Raw genomic sequence first — 21,126 nt, 5'->3', positions numbered from 1 at the left:
GAGTCGCTGGGCGTACGGATTCAATGTGCGGCTCAGGTGCGACCACCAGTAAGAAGATGGGCGTTCCGCCCATTTTTTTTTGCTGAAACGGTTAGGCATCTCGGGTAGCGCTTCCTGCGCCGGCTAAGGCGCGCGCCCGCGGGTGAATCGCGAGCGGCGGGCGCGAACACCTGAGAGGACACAGTGCAACTGACGGAACTGATAGAAACCACGGTCACCGGGCTCGGCTACGAGTTGGTGGATCTCGAGCGCACCGGGCGCGGCATGCTTTGCATCTATATCGATCAGCCTGCCGGCATCTCGCTCGAAGATTGCGAAAAGGTCACGCGTCAGCTCCAGCACGTCTTGACGGTCGAAAACATCGATTACGAACGGCTCGAAGTCTCGTCCCCGGGGCTCGACCGCCCGTTGAAGAAGCTGGCCGACTTCGAGCGCTTCGCCGGCAGCGAAGTTTCCGTGACCTTGAAAAAGCCGCTGGACGGGCGCAAGACGTACCGGGGCATTCTGCACGCGCCGAATGGCGAAACGATCGGTTTGGAATTTGAGAGGAAGAAGGGCGAGGCGGCCATGCTGGATTTCACGCTGGCCGATATCGACAAAGCCCGCCTGATTCCGCAAGTTGACTTTAGGAGCCGCAAATAATGAGTCGCGAAGTGTTGATGCTGGTGGATGCGCTGGCGCGCGAGAAAAACGTCGACAAGGATGTGGTGCTGGGCGCCCTCGAGGCTGCGCTCGCGTCCGCTTCCAAGAAGCTGTTCGACGAAGGCGCCGAAATCCGCGTCCATATCGATCGCGAAAGCGGCGAGCACGAAACCTTCCGTCGCTGGCTCGTCGTGCCCGATGAGGCAGGTTTGCAGGAGCCGGATCGCGAGATCCTGCTGTTCGAAGCACGTGAGCAGAAGCCCGACGTCGAAGTCGGCGAGTATGTCGAGGAACCCGTTCCGTCGATCGAGTTCGGTCGCATCGGCGCGCAGGCCGCCAAGCAGGTGATCCTGCAGAAGGTGCGCGACGCCGAGCGCGAGCAGATCCTGAACGACTACCTCGAGCGTGGTGAAAAGATCATGACGGGTACGGTGAAGCGCCTCGACAAGGGCAACTTCATCGTCGAATCGGGCCGTGTCGAGGCGCTGCTGCGCCGCGATCAGCTGATCCCGAAGGAAAACCTGCGCGTGGGCGACCGCGTGCGCGCTTACATCGCGAAGGTCGACCGCACCGCGCGCGGCCCGCAGATCGAGCTGTCGCGTACGGCGCCCGAGTTCCTGATGAAGCTGTTCGAGATGGAAGTGCCGGAAATCGAGCAGGGCCTGCTCGAGATCAAGGCGGCTGCCCGCGACCCGGGCGTGCGCGCGAAGATCGGCGTCATCGCGTACGACAAGCGGATCGATCCGATCGGCACCTGCGTCGGCATCCGCGGTTCCCGCGTGCAGGCCGTGCGCAACGAGCTCGGTGGCGAAAACATCGACATCGTGCTATGGTCGGAGGATCCCGCCCAGTTCGTGATCGGCGCGCTCGCGCCGGCAGCTGTCCAGTCGATTGTCGTCGATGAAGAAAAGCACTCGATGGACGTCGTCGTCGACGAGAACGAGCTGGCTGTCGCGATCGGCCGCAGCGGTCAGAACGTTCGTCTCGCAGGCGAACTGACCGGCTGGCAGATCAACATCATGACGCCGGACGAATCCGCCCTGAAGCAGGGTGAAGAGCGCGACCGGCTGCGTGCACTGTTCATGGCGCGTCTCGACGTCGACGAAGAAGTTGCCGACATCCTGATCGACGAAGGCTTCACGAGCCTGGAAGAGATCGCGTACGTGCCGCTCAACGAAATGCTCGAAATCGAGGCGTTCGACGAGGACACCGTGCACGAACTGCGCAACCGCGCACGCGACGCGCTGTTGACGATGGCCATCGCGAACGAAGAAAAGGTCGAGAACGCAGCGCTGGATCTCAAGAGCCTCGACGGCATCACGCCGGAGCTGCTCGCGAAGCTGGCCGAACACGGCGTGCAGACGCGCGACGATCTCGCCGAGCTGGCTGTAGATGAACTGGTCGACATGACCGGAATGGAAGAGGATGCCGCTAAGGCGTTGATCATGAAAGCACGTGAACATTGGTTCCAGTGAGAAATGACCATGGCGCACTGATTTGATGGCGGCCGTATGGCCTGACCCGATGCTAACCGCAAGGAATCGGTCCTTGCACTAAGAGGAATGAATGGCGAGTAACAACGTAGCCCAATTTGCCGCGGAACTGAAAATGCCTGCTGGTGTGCTGCTCGAACAGCTGCAGGCAGCGGGCGTCCAGAAAGCGAGTGAAGACGATGCGCTGTCCGAAACGGACAAGGCGCGTCTGCTCGATCATTTGCGCAAGTCGCACGGCGCAACCGACGGCGACAAGCGCAAGATCACGCTGACCCGCAAGCATACGTCGGAGATCAAGCAATCTGACGCGACGGGCAAGGCTCGCACCATTCAGGTCGAGGTCCGCAAGAAGCGTACGTTCGTCAAGCGCGACGACGTGAGTGAGGGTGCGGAACAGGGTCAGGCGCAGGTCGCCGAAGCGGACGACGATGCGGAACTGAAGCGTCGCGAAGAAGAAGCGCGCCGTGAGGCCGAGCTGCTCGAGAAGCAGGCGCAGGAGCTTCGCGAGCGTCAGGAACGCCTCGAGCGCGAGGAAGCAGAGCGCCGCGCCCGCGAGGAAGCGGCTGAAGCCGAGCGTCGTCGCGCCGAGGAAGAGGCAGCGACGAAGCGTGCTGCGGCCGAAGCTGCGGCCGCTCAGCAGCAGGCAGCCGCACAGCAGGCTGCAGCAGCCGAGCAGCAGGAAGCGGCGAGCACGCAGTCCGCGCAGGACGAAGCACGCGCAGCCGCCGAACGTGCGGCTCAGCGCGAAGCGGCGAAGAAGGCTGAAGACGCTGCCCGCGAGGCGGCGGACAAGGCGCGCGCCGAGCAGGAAGAGATCAGCAAGCGTCGTGCGGCGGCAGAAGCCGAAGCGCGTGCGATTCGCGAAATGATGAACACGCCGCGCAAGGCCGTGGTCAAGGCAGTCGAGCCGCCGAAGCCGGTCGAGCCGCCGAAGCCGGCCGAAGCGAAGGGCACGCTGCACAAACCGGCGAAGCCGGAAGGTGCGCAGGCGCGTCCGGCCGTGAAGAAGCCGGCCGGTGCAGCACCGGCAACGACGCAGGCGCCGGCAGGCGCGGGCGACCGCAACAAGAAGCCGGGCGCAGGCAAGGGCGGCTGGCAGGACGACGCGTCGAAGCGTCGCGGCATCAAGACGCGCGGCGATTCGAGCGGCGGCGTCGACCGCGGCTGGCGCGGCGGCCCGAAGGGTCGCGGCCGTCACCAGGACAGCTCGACGTTCCAGGCGCCGACCGAACCGATCGTCCGCGAAGTGCACGTGCCGGAAACCGTGTCGGTTGCCGACCTCGCGCACAAGATGTCGGTCAAGGCCTCTGAAGTCATCAAGGTGATGATGAAGATGGGCCAGATGGTCACGATCAACCAGGTGCTGGACCAGGAAACGGCGATGATCATCGTCGAGGAACTGGGCCACCGCGCGGTTGCCGCGAAGCTGGACGATCCGGAAGCGCTGCTCGTCGAAGGCGAAACGGGTACCGATGCGGAGCAACTGCCGCGTCCGCCGGTCGTCACGGTCATGGGTCACGTCGACCACGGCAAGACCTCGCTGCTCGACCACATCCGCCGCGCGAAGGTTGCTGCTGGCGAAGCGGGCGGCATTACGCAGCACATCGGCGCTTATCACGTCGAGACGCCGCGTGGCGTCATCACGTTCCTCGATACGCCGGGTCACGAAGCGTTCACGGCAATGCGTGCACGCGGCGCGAAGGCGACCGACATCGTGGTGCTGGTGGTGGCAGCCGACGACGGTGTGATGCCGCAGACGAAGGAAGCCATCGCCCACGCGAAGGCAGGTGGTGTGCCGATCGTCGTCGCGATCAACAAGATCGACAAGCCGGACGCGAATCTCGATCGCGTCAAGCAGGAGCTGGTCGCGGAAGGCGTCGTGCCGGAAGAGTACGGTGGCGATTCGCCGTTCGTGCCGGTTTCGGCGAAGACGGGCGCGGGTATCGACGATCTGCTCGAGAACGTGCTGCTGCAAGCCGAAGTGCTGGAACTGAAGGCACCGGTCGAGGCGCCGGCCAAGGGCATCGTGATCGAAGCGAAGCTCGACAAGGGCAAGGGCCCGGTCGCGACGATCCTGGTGCAGTCCGGTACGCTGAACCGAGGCGACGTCGTGCTGGCGGGTACGGCTTACGGCCGCGTGCGCGCGATGCTCGACGAGAACGGCAAGCCGACGAAGGAAGCCGGCCCGTCGATCCCGGTCGAAATCCAGGGTCTGTCGGAAGTGCCGGGTGCGGGCGAGGAAGTGATCGTGCTGCCGGACGAGCGCAAGGCGCGTGAAATCGCACTGTTCCGTCAAGGCAAGTTCCGCGACGTGAAGCTTGCGAAGCAGCAGGCCGCGAAGCTGGAAAGCATGCTCGAGCAGATGGGCGAAGGCGAAGTGCAGAACCTGCCGCTCATCATCAAGGCGGACGTGCAGGGCTCGCAGGAAGCACTCGTGCAGTCGCTGCTCAAGCTGTCGACCGACGAAGTGCGCGTGCAGATCGTGCACAGCGCGGTGGGTGGCATCAGCGAAAACGACGTCAACCTCGCAACGGCATCGAAGGCGGTCATCATCGGTTTCAACACGCGTGCAGATGCACAGGCGCGCAAGCTGGCCGAGTCGAACGGCATCGACATCCGTTACTACAACATCATCTATGACGCAGTGGATGAGGTGAAGGCGGCAATGTCGGGCATGCTGGCGCCGGAGAAGCGCGAAGTCATCACCGGCATGGTCGAGGTGCGCCAGGTCTTCAAGGTACCGAAGATCGGTGCAGTCGCCGGCTGTATGGTGACGGACGGTATCGTCAAGCGCTCGTCGTCGGTGCGCGTGCTGCGCAACAACGTCGTGATCTTCACGGGCGAACTCGAATCGCTGAAGCGCTTCAAGGACGACGTGAAGGAAGTGAAGCAAGGCTTCGAGTGCGGTATGTCGGTGAAGAACTTCAACGACATCGTCGAAGGCGACCAGTTCGAAGTCTTCGAAGTGACCGAAGTCGCGCGTACGCTGTAACCCTCGCGCATCGGCTCATGGGCGGGGCAGGCTTGGGCCTGTCCCGCCCATTTTCATGTGGCGTGCCAACACTGGCCGCCGCTTTATCCTGATAAACGGATCACGGATCGATCATGTCCAGGAAACGTACTTCCCCCAATCGTAACGTGCAGATCGCTGACCAGATTCAGCGCGATCTGTCCGAACTCATCATGCGCGAGGTCAAGGATCCGCGCATCGGCATCGTGACCATCCAGAGCGTGGAACTCACGCCGGATTACGCACACGCGAAGGTCTACTTCACCGCGTTGACCGGCGATCCGGACAAGACGCAGGAAGCGCTGAACCACGCGTCGGGTCACTTGCACAACCTGTTGTTCAAGCGCCTGCACATCCATACGGTGCCGACGCTGCATTTCCACTACGACCAGACGATCGAGAAGGCCGTGGAAATGTCGCGCCTGATCAAGGAAGCGAACTCGACGCGCGCGAAGGATGACGACGAGGCCGACGCGGCCGCCAAGGACGACTGAGCTTGACCGGCCTATGACGACTGCAGCATCCCAACGTCCGCGCGTGCCCCGGCGCGTGCTGGATGGCGTCCTCCTGCTCGACAAGCCCGTCGGCCTGTCGAGCAACGACGCGCTGATTCGCGCGAAGCGTCTGCTGCTCGCGAAGAAAGCCGGTCACACCGGCACGCTCGATCCGCTGGCTTCGGGCCTGCTGCCGCTGTGCTTCGGCGAGGCGACGAAGTTCTCGCAGGATCTGCTCGAAGCGGACAAGACCTACGAAGCGACGATGCGTCTCGGCCAGCGCACGGCCACCGGCGACGCGGAAGGCGAGGTGATCGACACGCGGCCGGTCGAGTGCGATCGCACGGCGGTGGAGGCCGCGCTCGTGCGCTTCACCGGCGAGATCGTGCAGGTGCCGCCGATGTATTCGGCGCTCAAGCGCGATGGCAAGCCGCTGTACGAATATGCGCGGGCGGGGCAGACCGTTGAGCGCGAGGGCCGCAACGTGACGATCCTCGCACTCGACCTGCTCGCGTGCGACCTGCCTGACGTGACGTTTCGCGTGACCTGCAGCAAGGGCACATATGTGCGCACGCTGGCGGAGGATATCGGCGAGGCACTCGGTTGCGGTGCGCATCTGACGATGCTGCGTCGCACGGGCGTCGGTGCGCTGACGCTCGAGCATGCGGTGACGCTCGATGCGCTGTCCGATGCGGACGAAGCGTCGCGGGATGCGTGGCTCCAGCCGGTCGACGCGTTGCTGTCGACGTTTCCGCTGGTTCGTCTCGATGAAACCAGCGCGAAACGGTTCCTGCACGGCCAGCGTCTGCCGCTGTCGGGGCTCGATCCGATCGATGCGGCCGAAGGCGAGCGTGTGCGCGTCTATGACGCCACTCGGCTGCTCGGCGTGGCTCGCAAGGCGAACGGCGTACTTGCGCCGGAACGGCTCGTCGTCACGGCGGCCTGACGCAGCCGCGCGAACGCGCTTCCATCGGGATGAAAAAAGCCCGGTCGACGTGAGATGTCGACCGGGCTTTTTTTGCGTTCAGGCTGCGTGTTCAGTGTGCGGCCGATGCCGCGGCACCTGCATCGCCGCCACCCGCGCGCTCGGGCTTCGTGATCCAGATCAGCCCGATCAGCAGCACGAAGATCGCCGCCGAGATGTAGAAGAGGTCGTTCACGCCGAGCTGCGCGGCCTGCTGCGTGGCCATGTTGTTGATCAGCCCGTGCGCCTGGTCCTGCGTCAGCCCGAGGTTGCCCATCTGCGTGACAGCCTGGTTGAACGTCGGGTTGTAGACGTTCGCCTGCTCGACCAGTTGCGCGTGATGGAAGTTGTTGCGATGGTCCCAGGCCGTCTGGAAGATCGATGTGCCGATACCGCCGCACATGATCCGCACGAAGTTCGATAGGCCCGATGCCGCGGGGATGCGGTGGCCGGGCAGGCCGGACAGCGTGATCGACACCAGCGGGATGAAGAAGCCGGCCATCGCGATGCCCTGCACGAGCGTCGGCAGCGTCAGCGACCACTCGTCGACGCCCGTCGTGTAGCGCGACCGCATCCAGAAGCACAGCGCAAACGTCAGGAACGACGCCGTCGAGATGAAGCGCGGATCGGTGCGCGGCAGATACTTCCCGGTGAGCGGAGACAGCAGGATCGCGAACAGCCCGACCGGCGCCATCACGAGACCGGCGTCGGTCGCGGTGTAGCCGATCTGGGTCTGCAGCCACAGCGGCAGCAGCACGAGGTTGCCGAAGTACAGGCCGTACCCGATCGACAGCGCAACCGTGCCGCCGGTGAAGTTCCGCATGCGGAACAGCGACAGGTCGACGACCGGATGCTCGGCAGTCAATTCCCAGATGACGAAGAACGCGAACGCAATGACGGCGGTCAGCGCGAGCACGATGATGGTCGTCGACGCGAACCAGTCGAGATCCTTGCCCTTGTCGAGCATGATCTGCAGCGAGCCGACCCAGACGACCAGCAGCGCGAGGCCCACGCCGTCGATCGGCGCGCGGCGCACGGTCGACTCCCGATTGCGGTAGATCGCCCACGTCGCGGCGGCGGCGGCGATGCCGACCGGGATGTTGACGTAGAAGATCCACGGCCACGAGTAGTTGTCCGAGATCCAGCCGCCGAGAATCGGGCCGGCGACGGGCGCGATCAGCGTCGTCATCGCCCATAGCGCGAGCGCCATCGGTGCCTTGGCGCGCGGATAGCTCGACAGCAGAAGCGCTTGCGACAGCGGAATCATCGGGCCCGCCACCGCGCCTTGCAGCACGCGCGACCCGAGCAGGAACGGCAGGTTGGGCGAGAGACCGCACATCCACGACGAAATCACGAACAGGATGATCGACGCGAGGAACAGGCGCACCTGCCCGAAGCGATCGGTCAGCCAGCCGGTCAGCGGCACGGAAATCGCGTTCGCGACCGCGAACGACGTGATGACCCACGTGCCCTGGTCGGACGACACGCCGAGGTCGCCCGAGATGGTCGGGATCGCGACGTTCGCGATGGACGTGTCGAGCACGTTCATGAACACCGCGAGCGATACCGCGATCGTCCCGATCACGAGTTGCCCGCCCTGCAAGGGCGGGTGAGAGACAGGAGCCTGTGCCATGTCGGTTGTTTTTCCGGAGTCGGAGCGGTTACATCATCTTCGCGACGGCATTCGACTTCGACGCGGCCGGCGCCGGTGCGTTGCCGCCTGCGTTCTCGGCAATGATGCGGGCGATTTCGGCATCGGCTTCGTCGCCGTACTTCGCGAACACGTTGGTCTCGTAGACGGTGTTCGGCGCGTTCACGAGCTGGTCGCCGCGTTCGTCCTTGATGTCCACGTCGACCTGCATCGACAGGCCGATGCGCAGCGGGTGCTTGTCGAGATCCTTCGGATCGAGTTCGATCCGCACCGGCAGGCGCTGCACGACCTTGATCCAGTTGCCCGTCGCGTTCTGCGCCGGCAGCAGCGAGAACGCCGAGCCCGTACCGGCCGAGAAGCCGACCACCTTGCCGTGATAGACCGCCGACGAGCCGTAGATGTCGGCCGTCAGTTCGACCGGCTGGCCGATGCGCATGTGCTTGAGCTGGACTTCCTTGAAGTTCGCATCGACCCACACTGCGTTCAGCGGCACCACCGACATCAGCGGCGTGCCCGGCGACACGCGCTGGCCGACCTGCACCGAGCGCTTCGCGACATAGCCGGTGACCGGCGCGGGCAGCACGTTACGGGCGTTTGCCAGGTACGCGTCGCGAACCTTCGCGGCCGCAGCCATCACGTTCGGATGCGAGGCGATCGTCGTGTTCGCGGTCAGCGCGCGGTTCGACGCGAGCTGTTGCTGCGAAGCGTCAAGCGACGCCTGGGCGGCGCGAACGGCGTCGCGAGCGTGCGAGATTTCTTCCTGCGACACGGCGCCCGTTTGCGCGACGGCCACGCGGCGGCGGAGGTCGTCCTCGGCCTTCGACAGGTCGGACTGGCGCAGCGCGACTTGCGCGCGGTACTGGTCGTCGTTGACGAACAGGCCACGCACCTGGCGCACCGTTTGCGCGAGATTGGCTTCGGCCTGCTGCAGCGCGACTTGCGAGTCGGCCGGGTCGAGCACGACGAGCGGATCGCCGGCCTTGACGGTCTGCGTATCGTCGGCCTTCACCGCGATCACGGTGCCGGTGACTTGCGGCGTGATCTGCACGACGTTGCCGTTCACGTACGCGTCGTCGGTCCCTTCATGGAAGCGGGCGACGAGGAAGTAGTACAGACCATACGCGATGGCCGCGATCACGATGACCGCGACGAGCAGCGTCATCATCCGTTTGCGCTTGCCATTGTTCTGCGGCTGCGCGCTGGCGGCGTTTTGTTGGTCGCTCATGGCGATTTTCTCCGTCCGTTATTTCGAGTGTCTGCGTAGTGGTGGCGCCGGATCAGTTGGCGGCCTGTTTGGTCGGCTTGTCGGCATCGGGTGCGGCGAGCGGCGTACCGGTCGCGTCGAACCCGCCACCCAGCGCCTTGATCAGCGCGAGCTGCATGTCGCGCCGGCGCATCTTCAGGTTGGTCACCGTCTGCTCCGATGCGAGGCGGTTGCTGTCCGCGGTCAGCACCTGCAGCTGCGGCGACAGGCCGGCCTTGTAGCGGATGACCGCGAGGTCATAGGCGCGCGTCGATGCGTCGAGTGCGCGTTGCGCATCGCCCATCTGGCGATCGACCGCGCGGATCGATGCGACCTGCGTCGCGACGTCGTTCAGCGCACTGATCAGCGTCTGGTTGTAGTTCGCCACCGACAGGTCGAAGTCCGCGTAGCGGCCCTTGAGCTGCGCGCGCAGCGCGCCGGCGTCGAAAATCGGCAGGTGGATCGCCGGGCCGAACTGCGCCTGACGGCTCGCGAAGTTCAGGAATTTGCCCCAGCCGAACGCATCGAAGCCGAAGCCGGCCGCGAGGTTCACGTCGGGATAGAACTCGGCCTTCGCTTCCTTCACGTCGTGCATCGCGGCTTCGACCTGCCAGCGCGCGGCGACGATGTCGGGGCGGCGCGAGACGAGATCGGCCGGCAGGTTGCCGGGCAGCGCGACTTCGCCGCTCGGGTTCAGCACGGGCGCCGCGATCTGCAGCCCGCGATCCGGGCCCTTGCCGAGCAGCGCGGCGAGCTGGTAGCGCACCGTCGTGATCTGGCCATCGAGATCGGACAGCGAAGCCTGGGTCGTCGCGATATTGCCGCGCGCCGTCTGGCGTTCGACGTTGGTGTCGAGGCCTGCCGACACACGGCCGTCGGTGATCTTGCCGACCGTCTCGCGATTGGTGATCTCGCGCTGCGCGATATCGCGCAGCGCATAGAGCTGTGCGAGCGAGTTGTAGGTGCGTGCGACCGACGACGCGAGCGTGATGCGCGCCTGCTGCATGTCGGCTTCGGCCGCCTTCTCCTGCGAGACGGCAGTGTGCAGGCGTTCGCGGTTCTTGCCCCACAGGTCGAGCTCCCACGACGCACTCGCGAGCGCGTTGTTCTCGCTGTACCACTGGCCGCCGTACGGGGGCGGGAACAGCGCGTTCGACGAATACAGCTCACGCGTCCACGAATAGCTGGCTTCCGCCTTCGGCATCAGATTCGAGCGCGACGATTCGATGTACGACGACGCCTTTGCGATGCGCGCCTGCGCCTGTGCGATCGACGGATTGCCCTGCAGGGCTTCGTCGATCAGCTTCGGCAGCTGCGGGTCGCCGAACTGGCTGGCCCAGTCGAGCGCCGGCCACTGGCCGCCCTGGGCCGGCAGGCTCTGGGCGGATTCGAATTGCGACGCGGGAGCGATCTGCTTGTCGCTCTTGATGCCGATGTAGTTCGCGCAGCCCGCCAGCGCCAGTGCGGCGACCGCGGCGGCGACGGCGGCGCGGCACGAGCCGGCGCGCACGGACAACGGGGAGGATTTCATCGCGCTGATCCCTGACTCGGAATGAATGATGGACACTGCAAGGATTTCCTTACATTAATCTGTCAAAAGTAATTGTTATGGCAACTATTACGTGATGCTGCCGCCGGCGGTCTCGCAGTAGTTGCTGAGAATGCGGCGCAGCATGCTCTTCAGGAACCCGACTTCTTCCGGCGTAAACCCGTCCAGCACCTGGTCGAGCACGCTGCGGAAAATCGGCGGCAGCCGTTCGGCGAGCGCACGGCCTTCGTCGGTCAGTTCGAGGCGCACGACACGCCGATCCTCGACGCTGCGCACGCGGGACAGCAGGCCGCGTTTCTCGACCCGGTCGAGCAGGCGCGTGACCGCGCTCGCATCGATCCCGTATTCGCGCGCGAGCTCGGCGGCCGTCGAGCATTTGCCGACCGCGATCATGAACAGCATGCTCGCCTGCGTGCCTGTGATGCCGAGCTCTTCCTGCGTGCGTTGCGTGACGAGGTTGGTCATCACCGACTTCACGCGCGACATCAGATAACCGACGCTGTCGTTCATCTGATACGAGGACAGCGGCGAAACGGGTGGTTGGGTAGAAGAATCCGACATAAAACCCTGAAGCTGCAATAGTTGACTAGGCAGCAGTATAGGCACAGTTGCTTGCCGCGGCAAATGTTAATCGAACGGCAAAGGGCGCGCTTTACGTCACACAAATCCCTTGTACGAATAAGGTCTTTGAGCGCTCCGATGACGTGGGTTTCGATTGACTGGTGTGTCCGAGGGAGAGGCGAGTCGGCCCACTCGTGTTGCGTCGCAACGCGCCGTCAGCTCTCGACATCCGCACGTGCTATAATTTGTGGCTTTCCAAGCTGCAATGCGCGCGCCCGTGAAAAACGAGCGGGCGCTTTTGCGCGTTCAAACGATTTCCAGGTTTCTATGACCCGCGCCCTTCGCAATATCGCCATCATCGCCCACGTCGACCACGGCAAGACTACGCTCGTCGACCAACTGCTTCGCCAGTCCGGCACCTTCCGCGAGAACCAGCAGATTGCGGAGCGGGTGATGGACTCGAACGACATCGAAAAAGAGCGCGGGATCACGATTCTCGCGAAGAACTGCGCGGTCGAGTACGAAGGCACGCACATCAACATCGTCGACACGCCGGGGCACGCGGACTTCGGTGGCGAGGTGGAGCGTGTGCTGTCGATGGTCGACTCGGTGCTGCTGCTCGTCGACGCGGTCGAGGGCCCGATGCCGCAGACGCGCTTCGTCACGAAGAAGGCGCTCGCGCTCGGCCTGAAGCCGATCGTCATCGTCAACAAGATCGATCGTCCGGGCGCGCGGATCGACTGGGTCATCAACCAGACCTTCGACCTGTTCGACAAGCTCGGCGCAACGGAAGAGCAGCTCGACTTCCCGATCGTCTACGCATCGGGCCTGAATGGCTATGCGTCGCTCGACCCGGCCGCGCGCGAAGGCGACATGCGCCCGCTGTTCGAGGCAGTCCTCGAGCACGTGCCGGTCCGCCCGGCGGATCCGGACGCGCCGCTGCAGCTGCAGATCACGTCGCTCGACTATTCGACGTACGTCGGCCGGATCGGCGTCGGCCGCATCACGCGCGGTCGTATCAAGCCGGGCCAGCCGGTCGCGATGCGCTTCGGGCCGGAAGGCGATGTGCTGAACCGCAAGATCAACCAGGTGCTGTCGTTCACGGGCCTCGAGCGCGTGCAGGTCGAGTCGGCCGAAGCGGGCGACATCGTGCTGATCAACGGTATTGAAGACGTCGGCATCGGTGCAACGATCTGCGCGGTGGACACGCCGGAAGCGCTGCCGATGATCACCGTCGACGAGCCGACGCTGACGATGAACTTCCTCGTCAACTCGTCGCCGCTTGCCGGCCGCGAAGGCAAGTTCGTCACGAGCCGCCAGATCCGCGACCGCCTGATGAAGGAACTGAACCACAACGTCGCGCTGCGCGTGAAGGACACCGGCGACGAAACGGTGTTCGAGGTGTCGGGCCGTGGCGAACTGCACCTGACGATTCTCGTCGAGAACATGCGTCGTGAAGGTTACGAGCTGGCCGTGTCGCGTCCGCGCGTCGTGATGCAGGAAATCGACGGTGTGCGTCACGAGCCGTACGAACTGCTGACCGTCGACGTCGAGGACGAGCATCAGGGTGGCGTGATGGAAGAGCTCGGTCGTCGCAAGGGCGAGATGCTCGACATGGCGTCGGACGGCCGCGGCCGTACGCGTCTGGAGTACAAGATCTCGGCGCGTGGCCTGATCGGCTTCCAGAGCGAATTCCTGACGCTCACGCGCGGCACGGGCCTGATGAGCCACATCTTCGACTCGTACGCACCGGTCAAGGACGGCTCGGTGTTCGAGCGCCGCAACGGCGTGCTGATCTCGCAGGACGACGGCGCTGCCGTGGCCTACGCACTGTGGAAGCTGCAGGATCGCGGCCGCATGTTCGTGAAGCCGGGTGACGCGCTCTATGAGGGCATGATCATCGGCATCCACAGCCGCGACAACGACCTCGTCGTGAACCCGATCAAGGGCAAGCAGCTGACCAACGTGCGCGCGTCGGGTACCGACGAAGCCGTGCGTCTCGTGCCGCCGGTCCAGATGTCGCTGGAATACGCGGTCGAATTCATCGACGACGACGAACTCGTCGAAGTGACGCCGCAATCGATCCGCCTGCGCAAGCGCTTCCTGAAGGAGCACGAGCGTCGCCGCGCGAGCCGCGAAGGCGCGGTCGACTAAGCGTTTCGGCCGTTCGCTGCATCACGGAAAAGGCTGCCTGCGGGCAGCCTTTTTTGCATCTGCGCGATGCGCAATCGGGTTGACTGCAAAACACTGTTCCCGCGGGTCGTGGCAATCCGGCAAAACCCCGTCGCGCGGTGCTTTCAGGCACATTTCGCCGTGAACTCCGGTATCGGTTCTGTGATATGCTGCGCGCACGCAAGTTTTAGGTCCTTCCAAGCAAGACTTGATTCGCAATCCGCTAAACGGTCAGGCCGTGTCGCGGAAGGTTGAGTAACCCGCTATTTCTCGAGAAGCTCGAAGAAAGGTGAGCGTAAAATGTCAGATGTAATGAAGCAGTTTCAGCTGAACTCCTATCTGTTCGGCGGCAATGCTTCGTACGTTGAAGAACTGTACGATGCATACCTCAACAATCCGGCATCGGTGCCGGAGAACTGGCGAGAGTATTTCGACGCGCTGCAGAACGTACCTGCAACGGACGGTTCGAATGCCAATGACGTCGCCCATTTTCCGATCGTCGAATCGTTCGCCGAGCGCGCGAAGGCCAATGCCTTCATCCCGCGCGAAAGCACGACCAATCTGGCTGCGGCACGCAAGCAGGTGCACGTCCAGTCCCTCATCAGCGCGTATCGCTTCCTCGGCTCGCAATGGGCCAATCTGGATCCCCTGAAGCGTCGCGAGCGTCCCGCCATTCCCGAGCTCGAACCCGCGTTCTACGATTTCTCCGAAGGCGACCTCGACCAGACGTACAGCGCAAGCAACCTGTACTTCGGTTTCGACCAGGCTTCGCTGCGTGACATCGTCAAGGGTCTGCGCGACACGTACTGCGGCACGATCGGCGCCGAGTACATGTACATCAGCGACCCGGAACAGAAGCGCTGGTGGCAGGAGCGCCTGGAGTCGACCCGCGCGACGCCGAACTTCTCGGCGGACGAGAAGAAGCACATCCTGAATCGCCTGACGGCCGCTGAAGGCCTCGAGCGCTACCTGCATACCAAGTACGTCGGCCAGAAGCGCTTCTCGCTCGAAGGCGGCGAAAGCTTCATCGCGGCGATGGACGAAGTCGTCCAGCACGCGGGCAAGCGCGGCGTGCAGGAAATCATCATCGGCATGGCCCACCGTGGCCGTCTGAACGTGCTGGTCAACACGCTGGGCAAGATGCCGGCCGACCTGTTCGCCGAATTCGAAGGCAAGCACGTCGACGACCTGCCGGCCGGTGACGTGAAGTACCACAAGGGCTTCTCGTCGGACGTGTCGACGGAAGGCGGCCCGGTCCACCTGTCGCTCGCGTTCAACCCGTCGCACCTCGAAATCGTGAACCCGGTGGTCGAAGGTTCCGCGAAGGCGCGGATGGACCGTCGCGGCGACGAAGACGGCCTGCAAGTGCTGCCGGTGCAGATCCATGGTGACGCGGCCTTCGCTGGCCAGGGCGTCGTGATGGAAACGCTGAACCTCGCGCAGACGCGCGGCTACGGTACGCACGGCACGCTGCACATCGTCATCAACAACCAGATCGGCTTCACGACGTCCGACCCGCGCGATGCGCGCTCGACGCTGTACTGTACCGACGTCGTCAAGATGATCGAAGCGCCGGTGCTGCACGTGAACGGCGACGATCCGGAAGCCGTCGTGCTCGCGATCCAGATCGCGATCGACTACCGGATGCAGTTCCACAAGGATGTCGTGATCGACATCGTCTGCTTCCGCAAGCTGGGCCACAACGAGCAGGACACGCCGGCGGTCACGCAGCCGCTGATGTACAAGAAGATCGCGCAGCACCCGGGCACCCGTGCGCTGTACGCCGAGAAGCTCGTGCAGCAGGGCGTGATCACCGCGGAAGACGCCGACAACTACGTGAAGGCTTACCGCAAGGCGATGGACGACGGTCACCACACGGTCGACCCGGTCCTGTCGAACTACAAGAGCAAGTACGCGGTCGACTGGGTTCCGTTCCTGAACCGCAAGTGGACGGATGCAGCCGACACGGCCGTGCCGCTCGCAGAACTGAAGCGCCTCGGCGAACGCATCACGACGGTCCCGGAAAACTTCAAGGTCCACCCGCTCGTCGAGCGCGTGATCAACGACCGCCGCAACATGGCGCGTGGCGACCAGCCGCTCGACTGGGGCATGGGCGAACACCTCGCGTTCGCGTCGCTCGTCGCATCGGGTTACTCGGTGCGCCTGACCGGCCAGGACTCGGGCCGCGGCACGTTCACGCACCGTCACGCGGTGCTGCACGACCAGAACCGCGAGCGCTGGAACGACGGCACGTACGTGCCGCTGCAGAACATCGCTGAAGGTCAGGCGAAGTTCACGGTGATCGACTCGGTGCTGTCGGAAGAAGCGGTGCTGGGCTTCGAATACGGTTACTCGACCGCCGAGCCGAACACGCTCGTGCTGTGGGAAGCGCAGTTCGGCGACTTCGTCAACGGCGCACAGGTCGTGATCGACCAGTTCATCTCGTCGGGCGAAGTGAAGTGGGGCCGCGTGTCGGGTCTGACGATGCTGCTGCCGCACGGCTACGAAGGCCAGGGTCCGGAACACTCGTCGACGCGTATCGAGCGTTTCCTGCAACTGTGCGCGGATCACAACATGCAGGTCGTTCAACCGACGACGCCGGCGCAGATTTTCCACCTGCTGCGTCGCCAGATGATCCGCCTGTTCCGCAAGCCGCTGATCGTCGCGACGCCGAAGTCGCTGCTGCGTCACAAGGAAGCGGTGTCGGACCTGTCGGAACTCGCGAAGGGTTCGTTCCAGCCGGTGCTGGGCGAAACCGACGGCGGCATCGACGCGAAGAAGGTCAAGCGCGTGCTGGCATGCTCGGGCCGCGTGTATTACGACCTCGTCGCACATCGCCGCGAAGCGAAGGCGAACGACGTCGCGATCATCCGTATCGAGCAGCTGTATCCGTTCGCGCACAAGCAGTTCGAAGCCGAAATGAAGAAGTACGAGAACGCGACTGAAGTGGTCTGGGTGCAGGACGAGCCGCAGAACCAGGGCCCCTGGTTCTACGTCGAGCACCATCTGAAGGAAGGCATGAAGGAAGGGCAGAAGCTGGCATACAGCGGCCGTCCGGCTTCGGCCTCGCCGGCGGTTGGCTACTACGCGAAGCACTACGAGCAGCAGAAGGCCCTCATCGAAGGTGCTTTCGGCCGCCTGAAGAGCGCATCGATCGCGAAATAACCGACGGAAGCGAAACGGGAAGGCGCCATGCGCTTTCCCGTCTCTTTTGGCCCGCCGGGCGCGTTGCGCGCCGCACCGGCCGAAGGAATCGCACGAACCTCGTCATTACCCAGATTAAGCATCCAGGAAAATCACATGGCTATCGTAGAAGTCAAAGTCCCCCAGCTTTCGGAGTCGGTTTCGGAAGCCACCATGCTGCAGTGGAAGAAGAAGCCGGGCGAAGCAGTTGCTCAAGACGAAATCCTGATCGAACTCGAGACCGACAAGGTCGTGCTCGAAGTGCCGGCACCGGCCGCGGGCGTGCTCGCGCAAGTGCTGCAGAACGACGGTGACACCGTCGTTGCCGATCAGCTGATCGCAACGATCGACACCGAAGCGAAGGCAGGTGCAGCCGAAGCCGCGGCAGGCGCCGCCGAAGTCAAGCCGGCAGCAGCGCCTGCTGCAGCCGCACCGGCAGCACAGCCGGTCGCCGCAACCGCAGCGGCATCGTCGACCACCGCATCGCCGGCCGCATCGAAGCTGCTGGCCGAGAAGGGCCTGTCGGCGGGCGACGTCGCAGGTTCGGGCCGTGACGGCCGCGTCACGAAGGGCGACGCGCTGGCGGCAGGCAGCGCACCGAAGGCCGCTCCGGCTGCCGCACCGGCGAAGACCGCCGCTGCGAAGCCGTCGCTGCCGGAAGTGAAGGTGCCGGCATCGGCCGCGACCTGGCTGAACGACCGCCCGGAACAGCGCGTGCCGATGTCGCGCCTGCGTGCGCGTATCGCCGAGCGTCTGCTCGAGTCGCAGCAGACCAACGCGATCCTGACGACGTTCAACGAAGTGAACATGGCCCCGGTCATGGAGCTGCGCAACAAGTACAAGGACAAGTTCGAGAAGGAACATGGCGTGAAGCTCGGCTTCATGTCGTTCTTCGTGAAGGCGGCCGTGCACGCGCTGAAGAAGTTCCCGCTCGTGAACGCGTCGATCGACGGTAACGACATCGTCTACCACGGCTACTTCGACATCGGTATCGCTGTCGGCTCGCCGCGCGGCCTCGTCGTGCCGATCCTGCGCAACGCGGATCAACTGAGCCTCGCCGAGATCGAGAAGAAGATCGCCGAATTCGGCCAGAAGGCGAAGGACGGCAAGCTGTCGATCGAGGAAATGACGGGCGGTACGTTCTCGATCTCGAACGGCGGCGTGTTCGGCTCGATGCTGTCGACCCCGATCATCAACCCGCCGCAATCGGCAATCCTCGGCGTGCACGCGACGAAGGAGCGTCCGGTCGTCGAAAACGGCCAGATCGTGATCCGTCCGATCAACTACCTCGCGCTGTCGTACGACCACCGCATCATCGACGGCCGCGAAGCCGTGCTGTCGCTCGTCGCGATGAAGGATGCGCTGGAAGATCCGGCACGCCTGCTGCTCGACCTGTAAGCCGAGTTTCACCGCATTGACCCGCACCGCACGGGCGCGCGACACGCGCGGCCCGTGCGGTTGCACAAGAAGAAAGGATTGTCATGTCCAAGGAATTTGACGTCGTCGTGATCGGTGCAGGCCCCGGCGGCTACATCGCCGCGGTGCGCGCCGCGCAGCTCGGCAAGACCGTTGCCTGTATCGAGAAGTGGAAGAACCCGGCCGGCGCGCTGAAGCTCGGCGGCACCTGCCTGAACGTCGGCTGCATCCCGTCCAAGGCGCTGCTCGCGTCGTCGGAAGAGTTCGAGAACGCGTCGCACCACCTCGCCGACCACGGCATCAATGTCGACGGCGTGAAGATCGACATCGCGAAGATGCTCGGCCGCAAGGACGCGATCGTCGAGAAGATGACGAACGGGATCGAGTTCCTGTTCAAGAAGAACAAGATCACCTGGCTGAAGGGCCATGGCAAGTTCACCGGCAAGACCGATGCCGGCGTGCAGATCGAAGTGAGCGGCGAAGGTGAAACCGAAGTCGTCACCGCAAAGAACGTGATCATCGCGACGGGCTCGAAGGCGCGTCACCTGCCGGGCGTTCCGGTCGACAACAAGATCGTGTCGGACAACGAAGGCGCGCTGACGTTCGATACGGTGCCGAAGAAGCTCGCCGTGATCGGCGCAGGCGTGATCGGCCTCGAGCTCGGCTCGGTGTGGCGTCGCCTCGGTGCCGAAGTGACGGTGCTCGAAGCGCTGCCGGCGTTCCTCGGCGCAGCTGACGAAGCGCTCGCGAAGGAAGCGGCCAAGCTGTTCAAGAAGCAGGGCCTCGACATCCATCTCGGCGTGAAGATCGGCGAAGTGAAGACGACCGCGAATGGCGTGTCGATCGCCTACACGGACAAGGACGGCAACGCGCAGACGCTCGACGCCGACCGCCTGATCGTGTCGGTCGGCCGCGTGCCGAACACCGACAACCTCGGCCTCGAGGCAATCGGCCTGAAGGCGAACGAGCGCGGCTTCATCGACGTGGACGACCACTGCCGCACGGCGGTGCCGAACGTGTACGCGATCGGCGACGTGGTGCGCGGCCCGATGCTCGCGCACAAGGCGGAAGACGAAGGCGTGCTGGTCGCGGAAGTGATCGACGGCCAGAAGCCGCACATCGACTACAACTGCATTCCGTGGGTGATCTACACGTACCCGGAAATCGCTTGGGTCGGCAAGACGGAGCAGCAGCTGAAGGCGGAAGGCCGCGAGATCAAGTCGGGCAAGTTCCCGTTCTCGATCAACGGCCGCGCGCTCGGCATGAACGCGCCGGACGGCTTCGTGAAGATGATCGCGGACGCGAAGACCGACGAACTGCTCGGCGTGCACGTGATCGCGGCAAACGCGTCGGACCTGATCGCGGAAGCCGTGGTGGCGATGGAATTCAAGGCGGCGTCGGAAGACATCGCCCGCATCTGCCATCCGCACCCGTCGATGTCGGAAGTGATGCGCGAAGCGGCGCTCGCCGTCGACAAGCGCTCGCTGAACAGCTGAGCGCGGTATAGCGCCGGCCGGCCATCGGCCGGCGCAGCCGTCTCATGACGAAGGCGGGCGGGGATTCCCGCCCGCCTTCGTTTTTTCCGGTTTGCCCGATGAACGTCACCGAATACTACACGCGCGAACTGACCACGCGCGGCTATCAGTCCGATCCCGCACAGCGCGCGGCCGTCGATCGTCTGCAGGAATGTTTCGACGAGTGGGTCGAGTACAAGGCGCGCCGCTCGAACGCATTCAAGAAGCTCATCAATCATCCCGACCTCCCGCGCGGCGTCTACATGTGGGGTGGCGTCGGTCGCGGCAAGAGCTTCCTGATGGACAGCTTCTACGCGGTCGTGCCCGTGCAGCGCAAGACGCGCCTGCATTTCCACGAATTCATGCGCGAAGTGCACCGCGAGCTCGAGGAACTGAAAGGGCAGGCCGATCCGCTCGACGAACTCGCACGGCGCATCGCGAAGCGCTACCGGCTGATCTGTTTCGACGAGTTCCACGTGTCGGACATTGCCGATGCGATGATCCTGTACCGTCTGCTCGACCGCCTGTTCAACAACGGCGTGCAGTTCGTGATGACGTCCAACTATGATCCCGACGACCTGTATCCGGACGGCTTGCATCGCGATCGCATGCTGCCGGCGATCGCGCTGATCAAGTCCAAGCTCGACGTACTCAACGTCGACGCGGGCGTCGATTATCGCCAGCGCACGCTCGCGCAGGTGAAGATGTATCACACGCCGCTCGGTGCGGATGCCGATCGCGAATTGCGGCATGCGTTCCAGAAGCTCGCGGCCGTTCCCGACGAAAGCCCGCTCCTGCATATCGAGAAGCGCGAGTTAAAGGCGCTGCGCAAGGCGGACGGTGTCGTATGGTTCGACTTCGCGACGCTATGCGGCGGCCCGCGCTCGCAGAACGACTATCTCGAGCTGGCGAGCCGCTTCCACGCGATCGTGCTGTCCGAGGTGCCGCAGATGTCGCCGCGGATGGCGTCCGAGGCGCGGCGCTTCACGTGGCTCATCGACGTGCTGTACGACCACAAGGTCAAGCTGCTGATGTCCGCAGCGGTGCCGGCGGAGCAACTGTATATCGAAGGCCCGATGGCCAACGAATTTGCGCGAACGGTCTCGCGAATCGTCGAGATGCAGTCGAAGGAATACATCGAAACGCCGCGCCGCATCGTCGATACGTCGCTGACCTGAATGCGATTTCCGGCAATTGACGGGATTCAAACGTCAATTCCGGTCAAATTAAAGCA

The 21,126-nt window shown here is 64.0% G+C and carries 14 protein-coding genes; 10 read left to right on the top strand and 4 right to left on the bottom strand.

Annotation, left to right across the window (positions count from 1 at the left end; all coding sequences use genetic code 11):
- Nucleotides 1-183: 183 nt before the first annotated feature.
- The 5 genes from rimP to truB all read left to right on the top strand — a co-directional run bounded on the left by rimP (nucleotide 184) and on the right by truB (nucleotide 6,585).
- Nucleotides 184-642: a ribosome maturation factor RimP gene (rimP, locus tag F3J15_RS14565; RefSeq protein ID WP_014897219.1), complete on the top strand. Its 459-nt coding sequence runs from the start codon at nucleotides 184-186 to the stop codon at nucleotides 640-642.
- The gene (gene nusA / locus F3J15_RS14560) at nucleotides 642-2,117 is read left to right on the top strand and encodes a transcription termination factor NusA (protein WP_006476166.1); all 1,476 of its coding nucleotides are present in this window, start codon (nucleotides 642-644) and stop codon (nucleotides 2,115-2,117) included. Before rimP ends, nusA begins: the two co-directional genes overlap by 1 nt.
- A 91-nt stretch (nucleotides 2,118-2,208) precedes the next feature.
- Entirely contained in the window at nucleotides 2,209-5,127 is a 2,919-nt protein-coding gene (infB, locus tag F3J15_RS14555) for a translation initiation factor IF-2 (protein WP_069247818.1), read from the top strand.
- Between the two features lie 113 nt (nucleotides 5,128-5,240).
- A complete protein-coding gene (rbfA, locus tag F3J15_RS14550) occupies nucleotides 5,241-5,639 on the top strand; it encodes a 30S ribosome-binding factor RbfA (protein ID WP_039339297.1) in 399 nt (132 codons plus the stop codon).
- 13 nt (nucleotides 5,640-5,652) lie between these two features.
- A complete protein-coding gene (gene truB, locus F3J15_RS14545; protein ID WP_069247820.1) occupies nucleotides 5,653-6,585 on the top strand; it encodes a tRNA pseudouridine(55) synthase TruB in 933 nt (310 codons plus the stop codon).
- A gap of 91 nt (nucleotides 6,586-6,676) precedes the next feature.
- Here truB and F3J15_RS14540 read toward each other — a convergent pair whose 3' ends face one another.
- From F3J15_RS14540 to F3J15_RS14525, 4 genes are all read right to left on the bottom strand, one after another.
- Nucleotides 6,677-8,236: a DHA2 family efflux MFS transporter permease subunit gene (locus F3J15_RS14540; RefSeq protein WP_089445483.1), complete on the bottom strand. Its 1,560-nt coding sequence runs from the start codon at nucleotides 8,234-8,236 to the stop codon at nucleotides 6,677-6,679.
- 28 nt (nucleotides 8,237-8,264) lie between these two features.
- The gene (locus F3J15_RS14535; protein ID WP_069247822.1) at nucleotides 8,265-9,479 is read right to left on the bottom strand and encodes an HlyD family efflux transporter periplasmic adaptor subunit; all 1,215 of its coding nucleotides are present in this window, start codon (nucleotides 9,477-9,479) and stop codon (nucleotides 8,265-8,267) included.
- A 52-nt stretch (nucleotides 9,480-9,531) separates the two neighbouring features.
- A complete protein-coding gene (locus F3J15_RS14530) occupies nucleotides 9,532-11,028 on the bottom strand; it encodes an efflux transporter outer membrane subunit (protein WP_089445484.1) in 1,497 nt (498 codons plus the stop codon).
- 87 nt (nucleotides 11,029-11,115) lie between these two features.
- Nucleotides 11,116-11,607: a MarR family transcriptional regulator gene (locus F3J15_RS14525; protein ID WP_069247824.1), complete on the bottom strand. Its 492-nt coding sequence runs from the start codon at nucleotides 11,605-11,607 to the stop codon at nucleotides 11,116-11,118.
- A gap of 327 nt (nucleotides 11,608-11,934) precedes the next feature.
- Here F3J15_RS14525 and typA point away from each other — a divergent pair, with 327 nt between their 5' ends.
- The 5 genes from typA (at nucleotide 11,935) to zapE (ending at nucleotide 21,070) form a co-directional block, all read left to right on the top strand.
- Nucleotides 11,935-13,761 carry a translational GTPase TypA gene (gene typA, locus F3J15_RS14520; protein ID WP_039358989.1) on the top strand — a complete coding sequence of 609 codons (1,827 nt, stop codon included), beginning with the start codon at nucleotides 11,935-11,937 and terminating at the stop codon, nucleotides 13,759-13,761.
- Nucleotides 13,762-14,079: 318 nt separating this feature from the next.
- Complete coding sequence (locus F3J15_RS14515) at nucleotides 14,080-16,944, top strand: 2-oxoglutarate dehydrogenase E1 component (RefSeq protein ID WP_069247825.1); 2,865 nt, start codon at nucleotides 14,080-14,082, stop codon at nucleotides 16,942-16,944.
- A 135-nt stretch (nucleotides 16,945-17,079) separates the two neighbouring features.
- Nucleotides 17,080-18,360: a 2-oxoglutarate dehydrogenase complex dihydrolipoyllysine-residue succinyltransferase gene (gene odhB / locus F3J15_RS14510; RefSeq protein WP_089445485.1), complete on the top strand. Its 1,281-nt coding sequence runs from the start codon at nucleotides 17,080-17,082 to the stop codon at nucleotides 18,358-18,360.
- A gap of 83 nt (nucleotides 18,361-18,443) precedes the next feature.
- Nucleotides 18,444-19,874 carry a dihydrolipoyl dehydrogenase gene (lpdA, locus tag F3J15_RS14505; RefSeq protein WP_166891903.1) on the top strand — a complete coding sequence of 477 codons (1,431 nt, stop codon included), beginning with the start codon at nucleotides 18,444-18,446 and terminating at the stop codon, nucleotides 19,872-19,874.
- Between the two features lie 98 nt (nucleotides 19,875-19,972).
- Entirely contained in the window at nucleotides 19,973-21,070 is a 1,098-nt protein-coding gene (zapE, locus tag F3J15_RS14500) for a cell division protein ZapE (protein ID WP_069247827.1), read from the top strand.
- The last annotated feature ends 56 nt before the right edge of the window (nucleotides 21,071-21,126 follow it).

Source organism: Burkholderia sp. Ap-955 (assembly GCF_011753045.1).
Taxonomy (GTDB): Bacteria; Pseudomonadota; Gammaproteobacteria; order Burkholderiales; family Burkholderiaceae; genus Burkholderia; species Burkholderia lata_D.
This window is presented reverse-complemented; position numbering and strand designations above follow the sequence as displayed.